Consider the following 21,011-nt stretch of genomic DNA (forward strand, 5'->3'; position numbering starts at 1 on the left):
GTCACCTGGCCCTAGGCTTGGGGCCAGTCAATTCAACAGCGGGTGGCAGCAATGGCCAAGCAGGTTTGCATCATCGGTGGTGGCGTTATCGGCTTGGCGAGTGCCTACGCCCTGGTGCGTGCAGGCCATGAAGTGACAGTGATCGAAGCGCGGGACAGCCTGGGCAGCGAGACCAGTTTCGCCAACGGCGGGCAGCTCTCCTACCGTTATGTCGCGCCGTTGGCCGACAAAGGTGTGCCGCTGCAAGCCATCGGCTGGTTGCTGCGCGGTGATTCGCCGCTGAAGCTGCGCCCACGCCTCGACCCGCAGCAATGGCGCTGGATGGCGGCCTTTATCGGCGCCTGCCGTGGCTCGGTGAACAAACGCAATGCTGCGCACCTGCTGCGCCTGGCGTCCTTGAGCCAGGCCACGCTGGAGCAATGGCGCGAATGCGATCGCCTGGAAGGCTTCGATTGGCGGCGCAACGGCAAACTGGTGACGTTTCGTAACGCCGCGTCCTTTGAGCATGCGCGCAGCAAGGTCACCAATAGCCTGCAGCAGCAGGTGATGTCCATGGCCGATTGTGCGCACTTGGAGCCAGCGTTAATGGGCGCCGACTTTCTCGGTGGCATCTACACGCCGAACGAGGAGGTGGCTGACTGTCACGCCTTCTGCCAACGGCTGGCGGCCCGGCTCGAAGCCTCGGGGCGCTGCAGGTTTTTGCTGGGCCGCAAGGTCACTCGTATTCGCCACGCCGACGGCGCGGTGCAGGCCATCGAGCTGGGTGACGAGGTGATGGCGGTGGATCAACTGGTGCTGGCGGCCGGGCATCGCAGCGCGCAATTGGGTGTGCCTGGGTTGTCATTGCCCCTGTATCCGCTCAAGGGTTACAGCCTGAACGTGCCGATTGGCGCGCATCACCAGGCGCCGAACGTGAGTGTCACCGACTATGACCGCAAGATCGTGTATGCGCGCATCGGCGAGCAACTGCGGGTCGCGGCCATGGTGGATATCGTCGGCTTTGATGCAGGCCTTGAGCCCAAGCGCCTGGCGCTGATGAAGCGCCAGGCCATGGAGACATTCCCAACGGCCGGCGATTACACCCACGCCGTCGAATGGGCCGGCATGCGCCCGGCAACACCCACCGGCGTGCCGCTGATCGGCGCCAGCGCCTATCGCAACCTGTGGCTGAACCTGGGCCACGGCGCCCTGGGCTTCACCCTGGCCTGCGGCAGCGGCCAATTGCTGGCCGAACTGATCAGTGAACACGCGCCTTCCATCGATATGCAGGGCCTCACGCCCCGCGCCGCTTAAGGATACAGCCATGACCATCACTCGAATCAGCAGCAACGAGCGCCTCTCTGGCGCCGTCACCTTCAAGGACCTGGTGTTCCTCTCGGGCCAGGTGCCGGGCGACGGCCAGGATGTGGCCACGCAAACCCGCGAAGTACTGGCCAGGATCGACGCACTGCTGGCGCAAGCAGGCAGCGACAAGGATCACGTACTCAACGCCACGATTTACCTCAAAGACATCTGCAGCGGTTTTGCACCCATGAATGAAGTGTGGTCCGCGTGGTTGTCGCCGGGCATGGCGCCGACACGCACCACCTTGCAGGCCGAACTGGCGCGCCCGACGGTGCTGGTGGAAATCAGCGTGATTGCTGTACGTAAATAACCAAAAGACCAACGGAGCATAACAATGAAAAAAATCCTGTTGACCGGCTGCACCCTGGGGCTGTTGTTTGGCGCACAGGTTCAGGCCAATCAAGCCCCGCTGGACGGCACCTTGAGCAAGATCGCGAATGCCAAGTCGATCACCTTGGGGTATCGCGATGCCTCGGTGCCGTTTTCCTATGTGGGCGATAGCAGCGGTACGCCCATGGGCTATTCGGTGGAGTTGGCGAACAAGATCGTTGAGCGCATCCAGCAGAAAATCGGGGTGGCCAAACTCAATGTGAAGTACAACCTGGTGACCTCTCAGACCCGTATTCCGCTGGTGCAAAACGGCACCGTCGACCTGGAATGCGGCTCCACCGGTGTGACCGCCGAGCGGCAGAAGCAGGTGGCGTTTTCCTACGGGTTTATCTATGTGAAGGGCCAACTGCTGACCGCCAAAGACAGCGGCATCCAGGGTTTTGAAGACCTCGCGGGCAAGAACGTGGTGACCACGGCCGGCACCACCAATGAACGCTTTCTCAAGAGCTACAACGCTGACCACAAGGCCAATATGTTTGTGATCAGCGCCAAGGACCATGGCGAAGCGTTCAAAATGCTCGAGACCGGCCGCGCAGTGGCGTTCTACATGGATGATGCGCTGCTCTACGGCGAGCGGGCCAAGGCCCGTGACCCGCACCATTGGGTCGTCGTGGGCAAGGAACAGTCGCGGGAGATCTACAGCTGCATGCTGCGCAAGGACGACCCGCAGTTTCTCGCCGTGGTCAACGAAACGCTCGCCGACCTGTACCGCTCCGGGGAGATCAACGGGATTTATCAGCGCTGGTTTGAACAGCCGATTCCGCCCAAGGGCCTGAACCTGGAGTTCCCGATGACCAGCGAGTTGAAGGCGATTATTGCCAAGCCGGTGAGTGACCCGGTGGAATGATAGACGCAATGATCGTTCCCACGCTCCGCGTGGGAACGATCGGGCGCGGGTTAGAAGTCGCCCCAGAGTTGCTGGGCCACGGCCAATGCCACCACGGGTGCCGTCTCGGTGCGCAGCACCCGCGGGCCGAGGCGGGCGGCGTGGAAGCCGGCGCCTTGGGCCGCTTGTACTTCAGGGTCGGTCAACCCGCCTTCCGGCCCGATCAGGAACGCCAGGCTTGATGGCTTGGCGTGGCTGACCATCGGCTCGGCCACCGGGTGCAGCACCAGCTTCAAATCCGCCTCGGCTTGCTTCAACCAGTCGGCCAGTAACAGCGGCGGGTGAATCACCGGCACCGTCGAGCGCCCGCATTGCTCGCAGGCGCTGATTGCCACCTGGCGCCAGTGCAACAGGCGTTTGTCGGCGCGTTCATCCTTCAAGCGCACTTCGCAGCGGTCGCTGAAGATCGGCGTGATTTCATTCACACCCAATTCGGTGGCTTTCTGAATCGCCCAATCCATGCGCTCGCCCCGGGACAGGCCTTGGCCGAGGTGGATGTGCAGCGGTGATTCGGCCTGGCCCGCAAAGCTTTCGGTGAGTTGCACGGTGACGCGTTTTTTACCGACCTCCAGCAAGGCGCCGCGAAACTCCTGGCCGGAGCCGTCGAACAATTGCACGGCATCACCTTCGCCCATGCGCAATACGCGGCTGATGTAGTGCGCCTGGGCTTCGGGCAATTCATGCTCGCCGATGCTGAGCGGGGTGTCGGTGAAAAAGCGGGACAGTCTCATTTCTGTTCTCTGGAAGTGGTGTGCAGAGCGGACGCGGAGCGTCCAGGGCTGCATTCCCACGCTGAGCGTGGGAACGATCATACAAAACCTGTGGGAGCCGGGCTTGCCCGCGATAGCGGTAGACCCGGCACCCGATCAGTTGAGTGAACTCAATTAACCCGGATCGCGAAAGCCTGGGTGGAAGTCCTTCGGCACGGCAACACTGACGTTGCTGTTGGTGGCGATATCGATGCCTTCACTGGCCACTTCAGCCAAAAAGTCGATCTGCTCCGGCGTAATCACATACGGCGGCAGGAAATACACCACGCTGCCCAACGGCCGCAACAGCGCGCCGCGTTCCAGTGCATGCTCGAACACCTTCAAGCCACGGCGTTCCTGCCACGGGTAGGCGGTTTTGGTGGCTTTGTCCTGGACCATCTCGATGGCCAGCACCATGCCGGTCTGGCGTACTTCCGACACGTGCGGGTGGTCCACCAGGTGCGCGGTGGCGGTGGCCATGCGCTGGGCCAGGGCCTTGTTGTTCTCGATGACGTTGTCTTCTTCGAAAATATCCAGGGTCGCCAAGGCTGCCGCGCACGCCAGCGGGTTGCCGGTGTAGCTGTGGGAATGCAGGAAGGCGCGCAGCGTCGGGTAGTCGTCGTAGAACGCGTCGTACACATCGTCGGTGGTGACCACAGCGGCCAGCGGCAGGTAGCCGCCGGTGAGGGCCTTGGACAAGCACAGGAAGTCCGGGCGGATACCGGCTTGCTCACAGGCGAACATGCTGCCGGTGCGGCCGAAGCCTACGGCGATTTCGTCGTGGATCAGGTGCACGCCATATTTGTCGCAGGCTTCGCGCAGCAGCCTGAGGTACACCGGGTGGTACATGCGCATGCCGCCGGCGCCCTGGATCAGCGGCTCGACGATCACGGCGGCGACGCTGGCGTGGTTTTCGGCCAGGGTCTGTTCCATGGCCAGGAACATATTGCGCGAGTGCTCTTCCCAGCTCATGCCCTCGGGGCGCAGGTAGCAATCCGGGCTCGGCACCTTGATGGTGTCCAGCAGCAAGGCTTTATAGGTTTCGGTAAACAACGGCACATCGCCCACCGACATCGCGGCGATGGTTTCGCCGTGGTAGCTGTTGGTCAGGGTGACGAAGCGCTTCTTGTTCGGCAGGCCACGGTTGAGCCAGTAGTGAAAGCTCATCTTCAGCGCGACTTCGATGCACGACGAGCCGTTGTCGGCGTAGAAGCAGCGCGTCAGGCCCTCGGGCGTCATCGCCACCAGGCGCTCCGACAACTCGATCACCGGCTGGTGGCTGAAACCGGCGAGAATCACGTGCTCCAGCTGATCCACCTGGTCCTTGATGCGCTGGTTGATGCGCGGGTTGGCGTGGCCGAACACATTCACCCACCAGGAACTGACGGCATCGAGGTAGCGCTTGCCTTCGAAGTCTTCCAGCCATACGCCTTCGCCGCGCTTGATCGGGATCAGCGGCAGTTGCTGGTGGTCTTTCATCTGGGTGCAGGGATGCCACAGCACCGCGAGGTCGCGTTGCATCCACTGGTTATTCAAGCCCATCGGTTATCTCCTCGAAGCGGCCCTGCGCCCGGCGCAGGCGAAACAATCGCGCAAGCCTATGCAATGCCAGGCGGCGTCACAACCCATTACGGATGAATTGGCAGTAAACGCAGGACGATCTGTCACGTTTCTTGGGAATAGTCCTTAATCCATTGTTAACGTACTGTGCATACTCTCTTGATCGTATTTCTCGATATTTCAAAGCGAAATTTTCCGCTTTAATTCGATAGGTAAATCGCTAGTCTTGGGCACAGCTCTTACGGGATTTGGGACATGCAGCTACGTAATTCATCGGCCCGTTATGGTTGGGTCAGCATTGTTTTGCACTGGGGCGTAGCCCTGGTGGTGTTCGGTTTGTTCGCGCTGGGCCTGTGGATGGTCGGCCTCGACTACTACAGTGCGTGGCGCAAAGACGCGCCCGACCTGCACAAGAGCATTGGCATTACGCTGTTCGCCATCATGCTGGTGCGTATCGTCTGGCGCATTGTCAGCCCGCCGCCACCACCATTGGCCAGCTACAGCCGAATGACGCGTATTGGGGCTGCGTTCGGCCACGCGTTCCTGTATCTCGGGCTGTTTGCCGTGATGATCGCCGGTTACCTGATTTCCACCGCAGATGGTGTCGGTATCCCGGTGTTTGGCCTGTTTGAGATTCCTGCCGTGGTTTCCGGGCTACCGGACCAGGCAGACACCGCCGGTGTGGTGCATTTGTACCTCGCCTGGGTGTTGGTGGTCTTCGCCGGTTTGCATGGCGTAGCTGCGTTTAAACACCACTTTATCGATCGTGATGCGACCCTGACGCGAATGCTGGGACGCAAAGCCTGATGTTCAACCTCGACTCACAAGGAATAGAAAGCATGTTGAAAAAGACTCTCGCCGCTCTGGCAATCGGTACTGCTCTGCTGTCCGCAGGTTCGGCGATGGCCGCTGACTATGTTGTCGACAAGGAAGGCCAGCACGCCTTCGTTGACTTCAAGATCAGCCACCTGGGCTACAGCTTCATCACCGGTACGTTCAAGGACCTGGACGGCAAGTTCAGCTTTGACGCCGCCAAGCCTGAAGACAGCAAAATCGAGTTCAACGTCCGTACCGCCAGCGTATTCACCAACCACGCCGAACGTGACAAGCACATCGCCAGCAAAGACTTCCTGGACGTTGGCAAGTTTGCCGATGCCAAGTTCGTCTCCACCAGTGTCAAAACCACCGGTAAAAATGCTGCGGGCCAAGTCACTGCCGACGTGACCGGCGACCTGACCTTTCACGGTGTGACCAAGCCGATCGTGGTCAAGGCCACGTTCCTGGGCGAAGGCAAGGATCCATGGGGCGGCTACCGTGCCGGCTTTGAAGGCACCACCAGCTTCAACCGTCAGGACTTCGGCAAGCAGATGGACCTGGGCCCAGCGTCCAACACTGTTGAGCTGTACGTGACTTTTGAAGGTGTGAAAGCGAAGTAATTATTTCGCTGCTTCAAACGCCAAGCGCCGACCTCAGGGTCGGCGTTTTGCTGTGCCGTGTTTAAAGGCTTTCTTGATACGTCTTCACTTGGTCCTTGAGCCAGTTATGCAACAACGTCAGTTGCGCCGAAGGTTTGCTGCCGGCGGGCCAGACCAGGTAGTAGCGTGAAGTGTGTGCCGGTTCAATGTCGGTGAGCCGGACCAGTTCCCCCCGTTGAATCAGCGCATGGGCAATGGAGCGGCGGGTCAGCGCGACGCCGTGCCCCAGCCGTACGGCTTCGAGCATCAATGTGGAATCGGTGAACTCCAGCGGCGCTTGCGGACGTTGCCCTTCGATACCGGCAGCGCCCAGCCAGATCGGCCAACTCTCACTGGCATGCAGCAATGGCTGCTCAAGGACGGCTTGCGCCGTGTCCGGCAGCACGCCGTGGTTGAAGTCGCGCGCGGCGACCACCAGCAATGAGTCGCCCATCAACGTTTCGCAATGCACATCCGGCCACTGGCCATGGCCGAAGCGAATCGCGCAATCGAGCGGGCCTTGCTCGAAGCTGGCGAACTCCATGCTCGACTCCAGCCGCAAGTGCAGCTCGGGGTGAGCCGCCCTGAAATCATGCAGGCGCGGCAACAACCAATGCATGGCGTAGGAAGGCAGCACCGAAGCGGTCAGCTGTGGGTGCCGGGTTTTAGCCATGAGTTTTTCGGTGATCCCGGCGATCTCGCCCAGCCCCTGCCGGATCTGGTAGGCATACACGCGGCCTTCATCCGTCAGCATCAGCGTGCGCTTGTTGCGCATGACCAACGCGAGGCCCAGGTACTCCTCAAGTGCGCGAATCTGATGGCTGACGGCACTGTGGGTCACGTGCAGTTCGAGGGCGGCCAGGTTCACTTTGCCCAATCGGGCCAAGGCCTCGAAGGCCCGCAGCGCGGCGAGTGGTGGCAGTTTCAATGTGTGAATTCCTTTCACAGAAAAGCCTAATAATAGCCGCTATACGTGAAATGAGCGGGCTACCGATAATGGCGGCAAGTTATTTATTCAAATAACACCGTGCTGAAACTGTCGGGAGTTGTGAACCATGATTGATGAGATTCAAGCGTTTCTGAACGATTACTTTAGTGTGCTGCAAACGCAGGACTTGAATACATTCGATCAAGTCTTTCATCGTGGCTGCGTGTTATACAGCGCACAGAACTCTGCCGTGGTCGTGCGGCCGTTCGATGAATACCGGGCCATGGTTCAAGGCCGTAAGTCGCCACAGGAAGGCGGTTTTCCGCAGCTGGATGAGGTATTGATGATCGACGTGATGTCGCCGGAAATGGCCATCGTCAAAGTGCGTTTGCGCTTGTTCAATAACGTGATGGTTGATTACTTGAACCTGATGAAAGTTGAGGGTCGCTGGATGATCTTCGCCAAACTTTTTCATAAGGCCGGTGAAGTGGCTGATCAATAAGCTTCTGCCTGGATGCAAAAACGCCCCGACTAATCGGGGCGTTTTTGTTTGCGTCTAAAACTCAGCGGTTGCGGGTCAGCAACGCTGGTTTTTCACCACGAGGGCGGCCTGGCAGTTGATCCAGCTGCTCAGGTGTCGGGAAGCGATCCGCTTTCGACTCCTTGTGGATGATTTTCGGCGCCGGGCCACCGCGCGGGTTCTGCACGGCGGGTTCCGACAAGCGTGGCTGGTCGTCACGGGCCGGGCGGCGGTTGTTGCTGCGCGAGTCTTCGCGACGGGCTTGGCCGTCACGGGGTGCGCCATTGCGCGGGCCGTTGCGCTTGGCAGGTGGCGTACCGGTGGTACCGCCGCTGCTGTTGCGTGGGCCATTTTGACGACCACCCTGTGGCTGGCCGCCACGTGGAGCGCCGGTGCCTGCGCCCGCACCTTGTGCCGGTGCACCTGGGCGGCGGCCACGGCCTTGGGCCGGCTTGGCCTGGGGCACGTAGTCAACGCGGTTACCGAAGTTATCCACGTCATCGTCGAGGAACTCGTCCGGGGCGCGGTCGGCGGCGGCGCGTGGCGGCTGGCTCGGCTGGCGCTGTTCGCGGGCCGGGGTGCCTTCACGGGGCTTCTGCTCACGGGCCGGGCGTTCGCCACGGCCGTTGGTGGGCGCTTTTTCCTTGCCGCCTTTGTCTTTGCCCTTGTCGCGACGGCCACCGCCACCACCGCCGCCGTTCGGGCCATCGCCCTTCGGACCACGTGGGTTGCGTGGGTTACGCACGTCCGGACGCTCGCGCGCTTCAGGCTTTTCGGCCTCCACGGCGCTGGAGTCGAAGCCCATCAGGTCGCCGTCGGCGATTTTCTGCTTGGTCATGCGCTCGATGCTTTTCAGCAGTTTTTCTTCGTCCGGAGCGACCAGGGAAATGGCCTCGCCCGAACGACCGGCACGGCCGGTACGGCCGATACGGTGCACGTAATCTTCATCGACGTTCGGCAGCTCGAAGTTGACCACGTGTGGCAATTGGTCGATATCCAGGCCGCGTGCGGCGATATCGGTGGCGACCAGGATGCGTACGGTGCCGGCCTTGAAGTCGGCCAGGGCTTTGGTGCGCGCGTTCTGGCTCTTGTTGCCGTGGATGGCGACGGCGGTGAGGCCGTGCTTGTCCAGGTATTCGGCCAGACGGTTGGCGCCGTGCTTGGTGCGGGTAAACACCAGTACCTGTTCCCACGCGCCGTGGGTGATCAGGTGCGCGAGCAGCGAGCGCTTGTGGCTGGCGGCCAGACGGAACACGCGTTGCTCGATACGCTCGACCGTGGTGTTCGGCGGCGTGACTTCGATGCGTTCCGGGTTGTGCAGCAGCTTGCCGGCCAGGGCGGTGATGTCCTGGGAGAACGTTGCCGAGAACAGCAGGTTCTGACGTTTGGCCGGCAGGCGGGCGAGGACCTTTTTCACGTCATGGACAAAGCCCATGTCGAGCATGCGGTCGGCTTCGTCCAGCACGAGGATTTCCACGTGGGACAAGTCGACGCTGCCTTGGCCGCACAGGTCGAGCAAACGACCCGGGCAGGCGACCAGCACGTCAACACCACGGGACATGGCCTGAACCTGTGGGTTCATGCCGACGCCGCCGAAGATGCAGGCGCTGACGAACTTCAAGTCGCGGGCGTACAGCTTGAAGCTGTCGTGCACCTGGGCGGCGAGTTCGCGGGTTGGGGTCAGGACCAGTACGCGCGGTTGGCGCGGGCCGTGACGCTGGGATTTGTCCGGGTGACCGTTGGGGAACAACCGCTCCAGAATCGGGAGGGCGAAACCACCGGTTTTACCAGTACCTGTCTGCGCCGCAACCATCAGGTCGCGACCTTGCAACACGGCGGGAATGGCCCGCTGTTGCACCGGAGTAGGCTCGGTATAGCCCGCTGCCTCGATGGCGCGGACTAAAGCCTCGGAGAGACCGAGGGAAGCAAAGGACATGAGTAATCCTGTTTTAGTTAGGGCTTGGCCCAAAGGGATAATCTTGCCGGGCGTGAATGGCGCTTAGGGGAGCGCAACCCCGTCCGGTCCTGCTGCGTCTGGCGGGCACTCCACCGGCTCGCGCGGGCTGAAAGCTGCGCAGTAGCTGGGTTAGGTGCCTTTTTCAAGACCTCAGCGGCCGGGCGTGAGCCTGGCGGAAAGGCCGGAGTATAACAGAGCAATCACGGCGCGCCGCTTTCCTGCTGCTCAACGGTGTGTTCGAAGGCCGTTATTGCTTGGATTCCCCCATATTTGGCGCTTAGGGCCTCGTACGCAGGTTCTTGCTTGAAGCGCTTGAGCTCGGCGGCAAAGCGCTGCACCAGCAGGTCCATGCCGGCGCCCCGGCGCACAGCCAAAAATTGCGGTTGGCGGCTGACCACCAGCGGCGCCTGGCTGACCTTGCCTTCCAGGCCCATGGCCTTGATCACATGCTGGCCGACGCGCCGGTCGGTAATCACCAGGTCAATACGACCCAACGACAGTTTGCCGAAGTTGGCCTCATGGCTGGGCGCCGGCTCGCGGTCGAACAGGGTGGATTCGCTGAAGGCCTCGCCATACAGATAGCCCGGCGACGTGCCGACCGTCAGCCCGCGCAGGTCATTGAGGGTCTGGGCCGGATGAGGGCGGTCGTTGGCATAGAACAGCACGAACTCGACAGCCGACAACGGTTCGCTGGGGTAAAGCAGCAAGGCGTCGCGCTCATGGCTGTGGAAAATATCCAGCGCGCCATCGGCGTGGCCTTGATCCAGCATGGCCAGGCAGCGTTTCCAGGGCAGGAATTGCCACTCTACATCCACCCCCAGGCGTTGGAACACGATCATCGTGGTTTCGTAATCCAGGCCGCGCATGCTGCCGTTGTCTTCGTAGACATAAGGCGCCCAAGGCTCGGTGACAATGCGCAATTTCTCGCCGTAAGCGGTGAAGCTCAGGCAAGTAAAAAGCACAGTGGTCAACAGCTTGAGGATGACGGGCATACCCTGAGGTTACGATGCTCCTGCGCTAAAGAGAAGCTCTGGCACACGCATTCGCGGGCAAGTTGATGTGGCGCATTAAAAGCAAAAGGCCCTCGTATAAACGAGGGCCTCGGCATTACCAAGCCAGCCTTAGCGTGGCAGCTTGAGGTTGTTCCAGATCGCCAGGCTGGGTTCGGTCTGGTTCAGGGTGTAGAAGTGCAGCCCGGGTGCGCCACCTTGCAGCAATTGTTCACACATCTGCGTGATGACCTGCTCGCCGAACGCCTGGATGCTCTTGACGTCATCGCCATAAGCTTCCAGTTGCTTGCGCACCCAGCGTGGGATTTCAGCACCGCAGGCGTCGGAGAAACGCGCCAGCTTGCTGTAGTTGGTGATCGGCATGATGCCCGGCACGATAGGGATGTTCACACCCATGGCCCGTACACGCTCGACGAAGTAGAAGTAGCTGTCGGCGTTGAAGAAGTACTGAGTGATCGCGCTGTCGGCGCCGGCATTGGCCTTGCGCACGAAATTCTGCAGATCGTCTTCGAAATTACGCGCCTGTGGGTGCATCTCCGGGTAAGCCGCCACTTCGATATGGAAGTGATCGCCGCTTTCTTCACGGATGAAGCTCACCAGGTCATTGGCGTAGCGCAGCTCACCACTGGCCATGCCCATGCCGGATGGCAGGTCGCCACGCAGGGCGACGATGCGCTTGATGCCGGCTTGTTTGTATTGGGTCAGCAGGCTGCGCAGGTCGGCCTTGCTGTCGCCCACGCACGACAAGTGCGGAGCGGCGGGAACTTTGACTTCACTTTCGAGCTGCAGCACGGTGTTGATCGTGCGGTCACGGGTCGAGCCGCCGGCGCCGTAGGTGCAGGAGAAGAAGTCGGGGTTGTAGCTGGCCAACTGCTTGGCAGTCGCCATCAGTTTTTCATGCCCAGCATCGGTCTTGGTCGGGAAAAACTCGAAGCTGTAGCGACGGTCTTGGGACATGGTTAACACCCTTGGAAACTCATAAAACCGCAAGTCATGCACCGATTTAATGTGGGAGCGAGCAAGCCCGCTCCCACAAAAGCCCGCTCTCACAGAGAGAGCAGGCAGCAGGCATATCAGTAACGGTAAGCGTGCGGCTTGAACGGACCTTCAACGGTCACGCCGATGTAGTCGGCCTGGGTCTTGGTCAGTTGAGTCACCACGCCGCCGAAGCCGCGGACCATTTCCAGGGCCACTTCTTCGTCGAGTTTCTTCGGCAGTACTTCCACGGTCAGACGCTCGGCTTTCTGGGCCGGCGACAGGTCGGCGTACTTCTGGCCGAACAGGAAGATCTGTGCCAGGACCTGGTTGGCGAACGAGCCGTCCATGATGCGGCTTGGGTGGCCGGTGGCGTTGCCCAGGTTAACCAGGCGGCCTTCAGCCAGCAGGATCAGGTAGTCGTCGTTCTGCGGGTCGAAATCGCCAGCGCCGGTACGGTGAACCTTGTGTACCTGCGGCTTCACTTCTTCCCATGCCCAGTTCTTGCGCATGAAAGCGGTGTCGATTTCATTGTCGAAGTGACCGATGTTGCAGACCACGGCGCGCTTCTTCAGGGCTTTGAGCATGTTTGCGTCGCAAACATTCACGTTACCGGTGGTGGTCACGATCAGGTCGATCTTGCCCAGCAGGGCTTTGTCGATGCTCGCTTCGGTGCCGTCGTTCTGGCCGTTGATGAACGGCGAAACCACTTCGAAGCCGTCCATGCAGGCTTGCATGGCGCAGATCGGGTCAACTTCGGAGACTTTAACGATCATGCCTTCCTGACGCAGGGACTGGGACGAACCCTTGCCCACGTCACCGTAGCCGATCACCAGGGCTTGCTTGCCCGACAGCAGGTGGTCGGTGCCGCGCTTGATGGCATCGTTGAGGCTGTGACGGCAGCCGTACTTGTTGTCGTTCTTGCTCTTGGTCACCGAGTCGTTGACGTTGATGGCCGGGATTTTCAGCTCGCCCTTGGCCAGCATGTCCAGCAGGCGGTGTACGCCGGTGGTGGTTTCTTCGGTCACGCCGTGAACACGGTCAAGGATCTGCGGGTACTTCTTGTGCAGCAGCTCGGTCAGGTCGCCGCCGTCGTCGAGGATCATGTTGGCGTCCCATGGCTTGCCATCTTTGAGGATGGTTTGCTCCAGGCACCACTCGTACTCTTCTTCGGTTTCGCCTTTCCAGGCGTAAACCGCGATGCCGGCAGCCGCGATAGCAGCAGCGGCCTGGTCTTGAGTCGAGAAAATGTTGCAGGACGACCAGCGTACTTCGGCACCCAGGGCAACCAGGGTTTCGATCAGCACGGCAGTCTGAATGGTCATGTGGATGCAGCCGAGGATCTTCGCGCCTTTGAGCGGCTGCTCAGCGGCGTACTTGCGGCGCAGACCCATCAGGGCTGGCATTTCGGATTCGGCGATAAAGGTTTCGCGACGGCCCCAGGCAGCGAGGGACATGTCGGCGACTTTGTAGTCGGTAAAACCTGCAGGCGTGATTACAGCGCTCATGAAGAGCCTCCATTCGTAGTGTGCGAATGGGCGCCGTTGTGCGTTTAGTATCCAGCTGGCTAACCAGGCCGGACAACGCCCCATCCGAGCCTGACAGGTTGAACCTGCTGCAGCGCCCCTCGGACAGGTGGCGGGAGAACGGTATCAATCGAAGATGACCGTTTTGAAGCGGTGGCGATTATAGCCGTGTGCGCGGCACTTCCCAAGCCTTTCTGTCGGCCGCATGCAGATCGTGCATGGGCGTGATAGGCAATGGCGCATAGAGCTTGGGCGCGGGCTCTGCCATGATGTTGCCCATCATTTCGCAAGACGCTTTGGAGTGACCATGAACTTCCACACCCGCAAATGGGTAAAACCCGAAGACCTCAACCCCAACGGCACCCTGTTCGGCGGCAGCCTGCTGCGCTGGATCGACGAAGAAGCGGCGATCTACGCGATTGTTCAATTGGGCAACCAGCGCGTGGTGACCAAGTACATCTCCGAAATCAACTTCGTCAGCGCCTCGCGTCAGGGCGACATCATCGAATTGGGCATCACCGCCACCGAGTTCGGCCGCACCTCCATCACCCTGACCTGTGAAGTGCGCAACAAGATCACCCGCAAGAGCATCCTCACGGTGGAGAAAATGGTCTTCGTCAACCTGGGCGAAGACGGTTTGCCGGCACCGCACGGGCGTACTGAAATCAAGTATGTGAAAGACCAGTTTCAGGATGAGTAACTGCACGGCCTGCGTCGGCGGGCATTGAACGCTCGCGAATGAAGACGGGTCGTACCTGAACCGCATCCCCTTGTTCAGGTAAAACCATGGCCACGCAAACAGACGGCAAAACCCCCAACCTGTCGCAGGAAGAGCAACAGGACGTCGACGACAACCAACCGCCCCGCGCGGCGGTTCTGCACGAAATCATCCGCACCCAGGGCGACCAGGAACTGGAGCGCAATGTTGCTGCGTTGTGGTGGTCGGCATTGGCGGCGGGCCTGACCATGGGCCTGTCGCTGATGGGCATGGGGTTGCTCAACTCGCGCCTGCCGGATGGCGAAGGTTTCAAGGTGATCGCCAGCTTTGGTTATTGCGCGGGCTTTCTTGCGGTCATCCTCGCGCGCCAGCAATTGTTCACTGAAAACACCCTGACCGCCGTGCTGCCGGTAATGAGCAAGCCGACGCTGGCCAATGCCGGCCGCCTGTTGCGGTTATGGACGGTGGTGCTGGTGGGCAACCTGTGCGGCACCTTGCTGGTGGCCTACGTGATGCTGCACCTGCCGATCTTCGACACCAAGACCGACATGGCCTTCCTCGAAATCGGCCGCAAGGTCATGGAAAACGACCCCGGTCAGATGTTCGCCAAAGGCATTATTTCCGGCTGGATGATCGCCACCATGGTGTGGATGATCCCGTCCATGGAAAGCGCGAAGATGTTCATCATTATCCTGATCACCTACCTCATGGCGCTGGGGGACTTCACCCACATCGTCGTCGGCTCGGCGGAAGTGTCGTACCTGGTGTTTGCCGGCGAGCTGCCGTGGAAGGACTTCTGGCTGGTGTTCGCCGGGCCGACCCTGGCGGGCAATATCATCGGCGGCAGTTTTATTTTTGCGCTGATCAGCCATGCGCAGATTCGCAGTGAGAGCAGCTTGCCGGGCAAGGCTGCTGCGGACCCCAGACATCCGCAGCAGATCAAAAAGGATCAGTGAACCTCGGGCGTGGCCTGGGGCTCACCCTTGGTCACGTGCTTGACCAGCTTGCCGATGCTCAAACCCTGCAACAGAATCGACGACAGCACCACGATGTAGGTGATGCTCAGCAGCAAGTCGCGTTCCGGGCCAAGCGGCAGGGCCAGCGCCAGTGCGACCGAGACGCCGCCGCGCAAACCACCCCAGGTAAGAATGCGGATAGTGCCGCGTGGCACCGTGCGCCAGCGGCGCAGCAACAGGATCGCCGGGGCCACGGTCAGCAGGCGTGAGGCCAGGATCGCCACGGCCAGCAAGCTGGCGGCCAGTACGTGCAACCAGTTGAACGGCAACAGCAGCAGCTCCATGCCGATCAGGGCAAACAGCAGGGCGTTGAGCATGTCATCGAGCAACTCCCAGAAACCGTCGAGGTAGCGGCGGGTCATGTCGTTCATCGCCAGCTTGCGCCCCAGGTTGCCGATAATCAGCCCGGCCACCACCATCGCAATCGGCGCCGAGACGTGCAGTTCGGTCGCCATTGCCGAACCGCCGATCACCAGCGCCAGGGTCAGCATCACTTCGATCTGGTGCTGCTCGATGCTCTTGATCATCAGGTACACCAGGTAGCCGATCAGCCCGCCGAACACCACGCCACCGATCGCTTCATGGGCGAACAGCATGGCCGTGGCGCCGACGGTGGGTGTTTCGCCCAGCTGTGCGATGCCCAGCAGTACGGTAAACACCACCACCGCCGTGCCGTCGTTGAACAGCGATTCGCCGACGATGGTGGTTTTAAGCGGCTTCGATGCGTTGGCGGTTCGCAGTACGCCCAGCACCGCAATCGGGTCGGTGGGTGAGATCAGCGCGCCGAACAGCAGGCAGTAGAGGAAGCTGACGTGCCAGCCGAACAGGGCAAAGATGTAATACGCCAGGCTGCCAATGACCACGGTGGCGATCAATACGCCGAAGGTCGCCAGCAGGCCGATGGGCCAGCGATAGCTGCGCAGGTCGTTGAGATTGACGTGCAAGGCGCCGGCGAACAGCAGGAACGACAGCATCCAGTTCATCAGCAAGTCGCCGAAGTCGATCTGGCCGATCAACTGCTGGATACGCTCTTCCAATCCTGGGTAGCCGATAAGGCTCAAGCCTTGCAGAATCAGGGAAAACAGCAGGGCCGTGACCATCACGCCGATGGTGGGCGGCAGGCCGATAAATCGGTAGTTCACATAGGTGAGCAGCGTGGTAAGGCAAATAAAGGCGGCGACAAGTTCAAGCATCCGAGGTCCTTGGAAGTGAGGGAAGGTCGTTATTGCTGGGATGGACCGCAACAGCAACAGGATGTTTCAAGGCACCGGCTAAAAGCGCGATAGAACCTTTCGGCGCGCTTCGGTTCATAGCCGGTGAGTGCGATTTTGCAGTGATAGTGCTAAAACTCTAATTTCTATTTAAAACAAAAAAAGGAATCCTTCATGACGGCCGCTTTCTGGTGTGTGTTGATCGCAATATTCCTGCCTTACCTGTGCACGGGGGTGGCCAAGTTCAGCGGCGGCAAGTTCGGCCCGCGGCATAACCACGACCCGCGCGCCTTCCTGGACACCGTCGAAGGCGTGGCCAAGCGCGCCCACAACGCCCAACTCAACAGCTTTGAAGTGACGCCTGCGTTTGCCGCGGCGGTGATCATCGCGCACCTGGCCGGTACGGCGTCGCTGGTGACCATCAATGTGCTGGCGGTGCTGTTTATCACCAGTCGGCTGCTGTACATCATTTGCTACCTGGCCGACTGGGCGTTGCTGCGTTCCCTGGTGTGGGCGGTAGGGATGGCGTTGATTGCGAGTTTCTTCTTTGTGTCGATCTAGAGGTATTACGCACATTCAATAAGGTAGCGGGCTTGTTGTGGCGAGCGGGCTTGCCCCGCGTTGGGCTGCGAAGCAGCCCTAAAACAGGCACTGAGCTCTTTCTGAAAGAACTCGTTGCTCTTATTGGGGCCGCTGCGCAGCCCAACGCGGGGCAAGCCCGCTCGCCACATATGCCTCCACACAAGCTAGCTCCCACATGTGATCTTCTGCGTTATTCAAGAACCGGCTGGCGCATCCGGCACGTGGGGCAACGCCGCGCCCTTGGGCCACAGCATCCAGATCTGCCCCTGCTGCTTCATATTCCCCGCCAGCTCACCCGCCGCGTCACCGGTGCCCCAGAACAAGTCTGCACGCACTTCGCCAGTGATCGCTCCGCCCGTGTCTTGGGCTGCCACGGGTCGGGCAATCGGTGAGCCGTCAGGCTTAGTGGTCGACAGCCACAACAGGCTGCCCAGCGGAATCACCTTGCGATCCACCGCCACGCTGTAACCCGCCGTCAGCGGCACATTCAGTGAACCACGCGGGCCTTCGTTGCTGTCCGGGCGGGCGCTGAAGAACACGTAGCTGGGGTTGCTCGCCAACAATTGCGGAATACGCTGCGGGTTGGCCTTGGCCCAGGCGCTGATGGCGCCCATGGTCACGTCCTCTTTTTTCAGCTCGCCTTGTTCCACCAGCCAGCGGCCGATCGGGCGGTACGGGTAGCCATTCTGGTCACCATAACCGACGCGCAGTTGGCGCCCACCGGCCAGTTGAATACGCCCCGAGCCCTGGATCTGCAGGAACTGCAGGTCCATGGGGTTGGTCAGCCAGGCAATGGGTTTGGCGGTGGAGCCCTGGCCGTTGATGGTGCTGGCATCGTCATACGGCTTGAGCACGCGGCCCTCGAGGCGGCCGCGCAGGCGCTTGCCCTTGAGTTCCGGGTAGATGCTTTCCAGGTTGACGATGATCAAGTCATCCGGCACGCCGTACACCGGCACATGGGCGGTGGCGGTTTCGGTCAGGCTGCCGGGGTAGACCGGCTCGTAGTAGCCGGTGATCAGGCCATTGGGTGTGTTGTCGGCCGAGCGCAGACCGAACACATCCAGGCGCTCCTTGAGAAAACCGCGCACGGCCACGGCATCGCCCGGTACGGTGGCGGCGGCAGCACAGGTCGCGCCCCATACCGGATCAGCCTTGAGGCGCTGACAGGCACTGCGCCAGGATTCAAACCCGGCCAGCAGGTCGCTGTCGGACACCGCCGGCAGCGCTTCCCACGGTGCACTGACATAAGTGGCAACGGCATGGGGCTTGGGCGCTTCATCTTTTTTGCCGGCGTCTTTGCCGCCATCACAACCGGCCAGCAGCGCAACCATCGGCAGAGCCCACACCATTCGGCGGCTCCAGCGTTTCAAGGTGACATTCATACACGTAATTCCTGAAGCGGTTGCCTGCGCCGCAGCGCATTTGGGCAACCCTTATTATTAATAGGGCTATTGGTCTTTGCGGGCGGGGCGAGGATACTGGCCGCCGTTTCCCGTGACCCTGAAGCCATCATGACTTTTAAAAAACTGACCGTGGTATTGCTGGCCTGCCTGACTATGTCCGCCTGCGGCGGTGTCGACCCGAATTCGCCGCTGGGCCAACGCAAGGCCATCTTCAAGCAGATGCTCAAGACCGGCGAAGACCTGGGCGGCATGCTGCGTGGGCGTATCCCGTTCGACGGCGCGAAGTTCGCCGAAGGCGCGGTCAAGCTCGATGCGTTGTCCCACGAACCGTGGAAGCATTTCCCGAGCGTGCGTGAGGAAGATCACACCAGCGCCAAGGACACGGTGTGGCAACAGCAGGCACGTTTCCAGGAGCTGGCCCGAAACCTTGAAGCGGCCACCGGTGAATTGGTGATCGCAAGCCAGGTGCAGCCCTACAAGGCCAGCAACCTGGGGCCTGCGGTGCAGAAAGTCGAAGATGCCTGCACGGCTTGCCATAAACAGTTTCGCGACCACTGACCGGTTTTACTTGTCGAGCTCGTCGACAGCTTCCTGCAGTTCTTTGCGTGACTGAGCCAGCTTGTCTTTGCGTTTGTTGATTTTCTCGGCATCGCCTTTTTTCATCGCCTTGTCGAGGTCGGCCTGACGGCGGCTGACCTCGTGCTTGGCGTCGAGCACCTTGTTTTCGCGTTCTTTGCGCAGGGACGCATCGGTGCAGTGGGTGGTGACTTCGCTCAGGGCTTTTTCCAGGCCGGCCTGTTGCTCGCTGTTGCCATGGGCCTTGGCTTGTTCGATTTGTGCGCTGATGGCCTGGCGCTTGGCGGCGCAGCCGGTGAGTTCCGGCACTTCTTCGGCGGCCAGCAGCGGCATGCTCGCCAAGGTTACGGTGGTCAACAAGGCAAGTGGGGCTAGAAATTTCATGTGGGGCTCCAAGGTCGCAATTGGATGGCAGGGTGAATTCTGCCGGGTTAAAAGTGGCTGGGCTGGGCTTAAAACCCGTCAATCCCTGCCACGCGTAGTGTTTCAGCTAACGCTTGTACGTGTGGGTCGCGAAAAAAAGCGCTCAGTTGCGCCGCGCGGCCCGGGCCAATGCCGTCGGTGGCCAGCCAGGCTTGCGTGTCTTTGGCGGCCAGGGCCTGCCAGCCGCCCTCCAGATCGTTGCGCGCCGAAGGCGGTACGCCCAGGGCTTTGAGCCATTGTGCAAAGGGCCGTTGCCGCGCGCTTTGCAGGCTGTCGAGCACTCGGGCCCGGCGGCGATCACCGAAGCCGTCAATGTTAGCAAGCTCTGCCGCATCCAGGGTTAACCAATCGAGAATGCCTGCGATTAGACCGGCCTGAATCAATGCGTTCCAGGTTTCCCGGCCCATATAGGGCAGGGCCAGGCCCTGATTGCTGCTCAGCCAGGTCAGGCGCGCGAGCAATTGCTCCTCGCAACCGGGGTCCAGTTGCCAGCAACTCAACGCGTGGAAGTTGCGCGCATCCGGCACCTGCACCGCCACTCTGGTCTCGTTGCGCAGGATCACCTGCTCCAACCGCGGAATCACTTGGCCGGCAAGGCTGATGGAAACTTGATCGCCGGGGCGGATGTCCAGCGCATGCCAGTGCTTCAAGGAGCCGACGCTGACACGACGGATTTGCCGGTCGTCCAGCCGCACCGACTCCAGTTCCAGAATGGGCGTGATACGCCCCGTGCGGCCGATCTTGAACTGTACCTTGCGCACCAGCGCCAAAGCCCTGGTTACCGGGTACTTCCACGCGACCGCCCAATACGGCGCGCCGACCTGCCAGCGCGTGGCAGGTGCGTGCAGGGCCTGGTGCAACACCACGCCATCGCTGGCAAAGGGCAGCGGATGGTTGTACCAGTAACTGCGCCAATGCGCGGCTTCAGTGAGGTTTTGCACGGGGTGGCTGTAGCGACGGCTGTCGGTGAAGCCCCAGCGCGCGAGGGTGGCCAGCCGCGTGCTGAAGTCTGCCGGGCCTTCGGGCCAGGCCCAGACGAATAGCCCGATTCTGGAAGCCTCGGCCTCACTTAACTGTCGGCGATTCATCAGCCCGGCCACTTTGCTGCGCGCACTGAGCCCGCCGTGTTCGGACTGCACATGATCGTCAAGGCGCCAATAGAGTTCGCCTTGCAGCACCAGGTCGATGGGTTCGGGCAGTTGCTGGACAATGCCCTGGATCTTGCGCGCAGCGGCTGTCCAATCCTGACCGAGCAGGCCGTCGCCACGGCTGATGAGTCGGCTCAGGCGGCCTTTGCGATACACCAGCGTCACCGCAACGCCGTCGACCTTGGGCTGCACCCAGACGTCCTGGCGTGTCTTGAGCCACCCACCGACGGCCTCTTCATCCACCAGCTTTTCCAGGCCGGTATGAGCGACCGGATGGGGCTGTGTACCACGCGCACCTGCCAGCGGGTTGTCCGCCGTCGACTGTGTTGGCGCAAAACACGCCTGCCACTGCGCCAGGCGTTGTCGGGCCTGGTCGTATAGCTCGTCGCTGACCGGAGACTGACCGAGCCGGTGGTAACTGTCATCCCACAGCTTGATCTGTTCGGCCAGGGTGCCGACCTGTGAGCGTGCCTCTTCGGGGCATTCCTCGGCCCAGGCCAGAAATGACAGGGCGCTGAGTACAAGGGCAATCAGTAAACGCATCATGAGCATCCTTGCTCGGAAGGGACGCCCAGCCTAAGTGATCCCGACGGGCACAAAAAAGCCCCGGCAGGGCGGGGCTTTTTACCGGGTGT

At 61.0% G+C, this 21,011-nt stretch carries 21 protein-coding genes and 1 riboswitch; of the genes, 10 read left to right on the forward strand and 11 right to left on the reverse strand.

The genetic code is table 11. The annotated features are described in order from the left end of the window. Window positions 1-51 precede the first annotated feature (51 nt). From BLV67_RS18020 to BLV67_RS18030, 3 genes are read left to right on the forward strand one after another with little or no spacing between them, the layout of a single operon-like run. A complete protein-coding gene (locus BLV67_RS18020; protein ID WP_069787061.1) occupies window positions 52-1,293 on the forward strand; it encodes a D-amino acid dehydrogenase in 1,242 nt (413 codons plus the stop codon). Window positions 1,294-1,303: 10 nt separating this feature from the next. Beyond that, window positions 1,304-1,654, forward strand: a complete 351-nt coding sequence (locus tag BLV67_RS18025; protein ID WP_069787060.1) for a RidA family protein — start codon at window positions 1,304-1,306, stop codon at window positions 1,652-1,654. A 24-nt stretch (window positions 1,655-1,678) separates the two neighbouring features. Next, complete coding sequence (locus BLV67_RS18030) at window positions 1,679-2,581, forward strand: transporter substrate-binding domain-containing protein (protein WP_069787059.1); 903 nt, start codon at window positions 1,679-1,681, stop codon at window positions 2,579-2,581. Between the two features lie 50 nt (window positions 2,582-2,631). Here the strand turns inward: BLV67_RS18030 and BLV67_RS18035 are convergent, their stop codons facing one another. Further along, window positions 2,632-3,351: a 16S rRNA (uracil(1498)-N(3))-methyltransferase gene (locus BLV67_RS18035; RefSeq protein WP_065912170.1), complete on the reverse strand. Its 720-nt coding sequence runs from the start codon at window positions 3,349-3,351 to the stop codon at window positions 2,632-2,634. A gap of 153 nt (window positions 3,352-3,504) precedes the next feature. Then, complete coding sequence (locus tag BLV67_RS18040; RefSeq protein ID WP_069787058.1) at window positions 3,505-4,911, reverse strand: adenosylmethionine--8-amino-7-oxononanoate transaminase; 1,407 nt, start codon at window positions 4,909-4,911, stop codon at window positions 3,505-3,507. A 273-nt stretch (window positions 4,912-5,184) separates the two neighbouring features. On the opposite strand from BLV67_RS18040, the gene BLV67_RS18045 reads away from it, so the two are divergent. Together BLV67_RS18045 and BLV67_RS18050 are read left to right on the forward strand one after the other, a co-directional pair. Next, the gene (locus BLV67_RS18045) at window positions 5,185-5,736 is read left to right on the forward strand and encodes a cytochrome b (protein WP_065912166.1); all 552 of its coding nucleotides are present in this window, start codon (window positions 5,185-5,187) and stop codon (window positions 5,734-5,736) included. 32 nt (window positions 5,737-5,768) lie between these two features. After that, window positions 5,769-6,365 carry a YceI family protein gene (locus tag BLV67_RS18050; RefSeq protein ID WP_065912164.1) on the forward strand — a complete coding sequence of 199 codons (597 nt, stop codon included), beginning with the start codon at window positions 5,769-5,771 and terminating at the stop codon, window positions 6,363-6,365. 61 nt (window positions 6,366-6,426) lie between these two features. On the opposite strand, the gene BLV67_RS18055 is transcribed toward BLV67_RS18050, so the two are convergent. After that, window positions 6,427-7,311 carry a LysR substrate-binding domain-containing protein gene (locus BLV67_RS18055; protein WP_069787057.1) on the reverse strand — a complete coding sequence of 295 codons (885 nt, stop codon included), beginning with the start codon at window positions 7,309-7,311 and terminating at the stop codon, window positions 6,427-6,429. 127 nt (window positions 7,312-7,438) lie between these two features. Between BLV67_RS18055 and BLV67_RS18060 the strand changes: the two genes are divergently transcribed. Next, window positions 7,439-7,813 carry a nuclear transport factor 2 family protein gene (locus tag BLV67_RS18060; protein ID WP_065912160.1) on the forward strand — a complete coding sequence of 125 codons (375 nt, stop codon included), beginning with the start codon at window positions 7,439-7,441 and terminating at the stop codon, window positions 7,811-7,813. A gap of 61 nt (window positions 7,814-7,874) precedes the next feature. Here BLV67_RS18060 and rhlE2 read toward each other — a convergent pair whose 3' ends face one another. The 4 genes from rhlE2 to ahcY form a co-directional block, all read right to left on the reverse strand. Further along, window positions 7,875-9,767, reverse strand: a complete 1,893-nt coding sequence (gene rhlE2 / locus BLV67_RS18065; RefSeq protein ID WP_017139415.1) for an RNA helicase RhlE2 — start codon at window positions 9,765-9,767, stop codon at window positions 7,875-7,877. A 221-nt stretch (window positions 9,768-9,988) separates the two neighbouring features. Beyond that, the gene (locus BLV67_RS18070) at window positions 9,989-10,780 is read right to left on the reverse strand and encodes a substrate-binding periplasmic protein (RefSeq protein ID WP_069787056.1); all 792 of its coding nucleotides are present in this window, start codon (window positions 10,778-10,780) and stop codon (window positions 9,989-9,991) included. A 129-nt stretch (window positions 10,781-10,909) separates the two neighbouring features. Beyond that, window positions 10,910-11,755 carry a methylenetetrahydrofolate reductase [NAD(P)H] gene (gene metF / locus BLV67_RS18075; RefSeq protein ID WP_017139413.1) on the reverse strand — a complete coding sequence of 282 codons (846 nt, stop codon included), beginning with the start codon at window positions 11,753-11,755 and terminating at the stop codon, window positions 10,910-10,912. A gap of 116 nt (window positions 11,756-11,871) precedes the next feature. Beyond that, window positions 11,872-13,281 carry an adenosylhomocysteinase gene (gene ahcY, locus BLV67_RS18080; protein ID WP_056857730.1) on the reverse strand — a complete coding sequence of 470 codons (1,410 nt, stop codon included), beginning with the start codon at window positions 13,279-13,281 and terminating at the stop codon, window positions 11,872-11,874. A 21-nt stretch (window positions 13,282-13,302) separates the two neighbouring features. Beyond that, a riboswitch (S-adenosyl-L-homocysteine riboswitch) is annotated at window positions 13,303-13,408 on the reverse strand. A gap of 198 nt (window positions 13,409-13,606) precedes the next feature. Here ahcY and BLV67_RS18085 point away from each other — a divergent pair. Together BLV67_RS18085 and BLV67_RS18090 are read left to right on the forward strand one after the other, a co-directional pair. After that, complete coding sequence (locus tag BLV67_RS18085) at window positions 13,607-13,999, forward strand: acyl-CoA thioesterase (RefSeq protein WP_016977737.1); 393 nt, start codon at window positions 13,607-13,609, stop codon at window positions 13,997-13,999. An 86-nt stretch (window positions 14,000-14,085) separates the two neighbouring features. Next, window positions 14,086-14,973: a formate/nitrite transporter family protein gene (locus BLV67_RS18090; protein ID WP_065929483.1), complete on the forward strand. Its 888-nt coding sequence runs from the start codon at window positions 14,086-14,088 to the stop codon at window positions 14,971-14,973. Here BLV67_RS18090 and BLV67_RS18095 read toward each other — a convergent pair. Next, the gene (locus BLV67_RS18095) at window positions 14,967-16,226 is read right to left on the reverse strand and encodes a cation:proton antiporter (RefSeq protein ID WP_065929482.1); all 1,260 of its coding nucleotides are present in this window, start codon (window positions 16,224-16,226) and stop codon (window positions 14,967-14,969) included. The two genes, BLV67_RS18090 and BLV67_RS18095, sit on opposite strands and share 7 nt — an antisense overlap. Window positions 16,227-16,418: 192 nt before the next feature. Here BLV67_RS18095 and BLV67_RS18100 point away from each other — a divergent pair, with 192 nt between their 5' ends. Beyond that, entirely contained in the window at window positions 16,419-16,805 is a 387-nt protein-coding gene (locus tag BLV67_RS18100) for an MAPEG family protein (protein WP_069787055.1), read from the forward strand. Window positions 16,806-17,020: 215 nt separating this feature from the next. On the opposite strand, the gene mltA is transcribed toward BLV67_RS18100, so the two are convergent. Then, complete coding sequence (gene mltA, locus BLV67_RS18105; RefSeq protein WP_069786979.1) at window positions 17,021-18,208, reverse strand: murein transglycosylase A; 1,188 nt, start codon at window positions 18,206-18,208, stop codon at window positions 17,021-17,023. Between the two features lie 129 nt (window positions 18,209-18,337). On the opposite strand from mltA, the gene BLV67_RS18110 reads away from it, so the two are divergent. After that, a complete protein-coding gene (locus BLV67_RS18110) occupies window positions 18,338-18,787 on the forward strand; it encodes a c-type cytochrome (protein ID WP_069786980.1) in 450 nt (149 codons plus the stop codon). Window positions 18,788-18,793: 6 nt separating this feature from the next. Here the strand turns inward: BLV67_RS18110 and BLV67_RS18115 are convergent, their stop codons facing one another. Continuing rightward, on the reverse strand, window positions 18,794-19,189 hold the full coding sequence (locus BLV67_RS18115) for a DUF1090 domain-containing protein (protein WP_069786981.1): 396 nt from the start codon (window positions 19,187-19,189) through the stop codon (window positions 18,794-18,796). Window positions 19,190-19,257: 68 nt separating this feature from the next. After that, window positions 19,258-20,922 carry an NAD-dependent DNA ligase LigB gene (ligB, locus tag BLV67_RS18120; protein WP_069786982.1) on the reverse strand — a complete coding sequence of 555 codons (1,665 nt, stop codon included), beginning with the start codon at window positions 20,920-20,922 and terminating at the stop codon, window positions 19,258-19,260. Window positions 20,923-21,011 lie beyond the last annotated feature (89 nt).

This window comes from Pseudomonas salomonii (genome assembly GCF_900107155.1).
Classification (GTDB): Bacteria; Pseudomonadota; Gammaproteobacteria; order Pseudomonadales; family Pseudomonadaceae; genus Aquipseudomonas; species Aquipseudomonas salomonii.

Bases quoted from the DNA above. Each gene is read 5' to 3' on its own strand.
- BLV67_RS18020 (WP_069787061.1), top strand. From the start codon at position 52: ATGGCCAAGCAGGTTTGCATCATCGGTGGTGGCGTTATCGGCTTGGCG.
- BLV67_RS18025 (WP_069787060.1), top strand. From the start codon at position 1,304: ATGACCATCACTCGAATCAGCAGCAACGAGCGCCTCTCTGGCGCCGTC.
- BLV67_RS18030 (WP_069787059.1), top strand. From the start codon at position 1,679: ATGAAAAAAATCCTGTTGACCGGCTGCACCCTGGGGCTGTTGTTTGGC.
- BLV67_RS18035 (WP_065912170.1), bottom strand. From the start codon at position 3,351: ATGAGACTGTCCCGCTTTTTCACCGACACCCCGCTCAGCATCGGCGAG.
- BLV67_RS18040 (WP_069787058.1), bottom strand. From the start codon at position 4,911: ATGGGCTTGAATAACCAGTGGATGCAACGCGACCTCGCGGTGCTGTGG.
- BLV67_RS18045 (WP_065912166.1), top strand. From the start codon at position 5,185: ATGCAGCTACGTAATTCATCGGCCCGTTATGGTTGGGTCAGCATTGTT.
- BLV67_RS18050 (WP_065912164.1), top strand. From the start codon at position 5,769: ATGTTGAAAAAGACTCTCGCCGCTCTGGCAATCGGTACTGCTCTGCTG.
- BLV67_RS18060 (WP_065912160.1), top strand. From the start codon at position 7,439: ATGATTGATGAGATTCAAGCGTTTCTGAACGATTACTTTAGTGTGCTG.
- rhlE2 (WP_017139415.1), bottom strand. From the start codon at position 9,767: ATGTCCTTTGCTTCCCTCGGTCTCTCCGAGGCTTTAGTCCGCGCCATC.
- BLV67_RS18070 (WP_069787056.1), bottom strand. From the start codon at position 10,780: ATGCCCGTCATCCTCAAGCTGTTGACCACTGTGCTTTTTACTTGCCTG.
- metF (WP_017139413.1), bottom strand. From the start codon at position 11,755: ATGTCCCAAGACCGTCGCTACAGCTTCGAGTTTTTCCCGACCAAGACC.
- ahcY (WP_056857730.1), bottom strand. From the start codon at position 13,281: ATGAGCGCTGTAATCACGCCTGCAGGTTTTACCGACTACAAAGTCGCC.
- BLV67_RS18085 (WP_016977737.1), top strand. From the start codon at position 13,607: ATGAACTTCCACACCCGCAAATGGGTAAAACCCGAAGACCTCAACCCC.
- BLV67_RS18090 (WP_065929483.1), top strand. From the start codon at position 14,086: ATGGCCACGCAAACAGACGGCAAAACCCCCAACCTGTCGCAGGAAGAG.
- BLV67_RS18095 (WP_065929482.1), bottom strand. From the start codon at position 16,226: ATGCTTGAACTTGTCGCCGCCTTTATTTGCCTTACCACGCTGCTCACC.
- BLV67_RS18100 (WP_069787055.1), top strand. From the start codon at position 16,419: ATGACGGCCGCTTTCTGGTGTGTGTTGATCGCAATATTCCTGCCTTAC.
- mltA (WP_069786979.1), bottom strand. From the start codon at position 18,208: ATGAATGTCACCTTGAAACGCTGGAGCCGCCGAATGGTGTGGGCTCTG.
- BLV67_RS18110 (WP_069786980.1), top strand. From the start codon at position 18,338: ATGACTTTTAAAAAACTGACCGTGGTATTGCTGGCCTGCCTGACTATG.
- BLV67_RS18115 (WP_069786981.1), bottom strand. From the start codon at position 19,189: ATGAAATTTCTAGCCCCACTTGCCTTGTTGACCACCGTAACCTTGGCG.
- ligB (WP_069786982.1), bottom strand. From the start codon at position 20,922: ATGATGCGTTTACTGATTGCCCTTGTACTCAGCGCCCTGTCATTTCTG.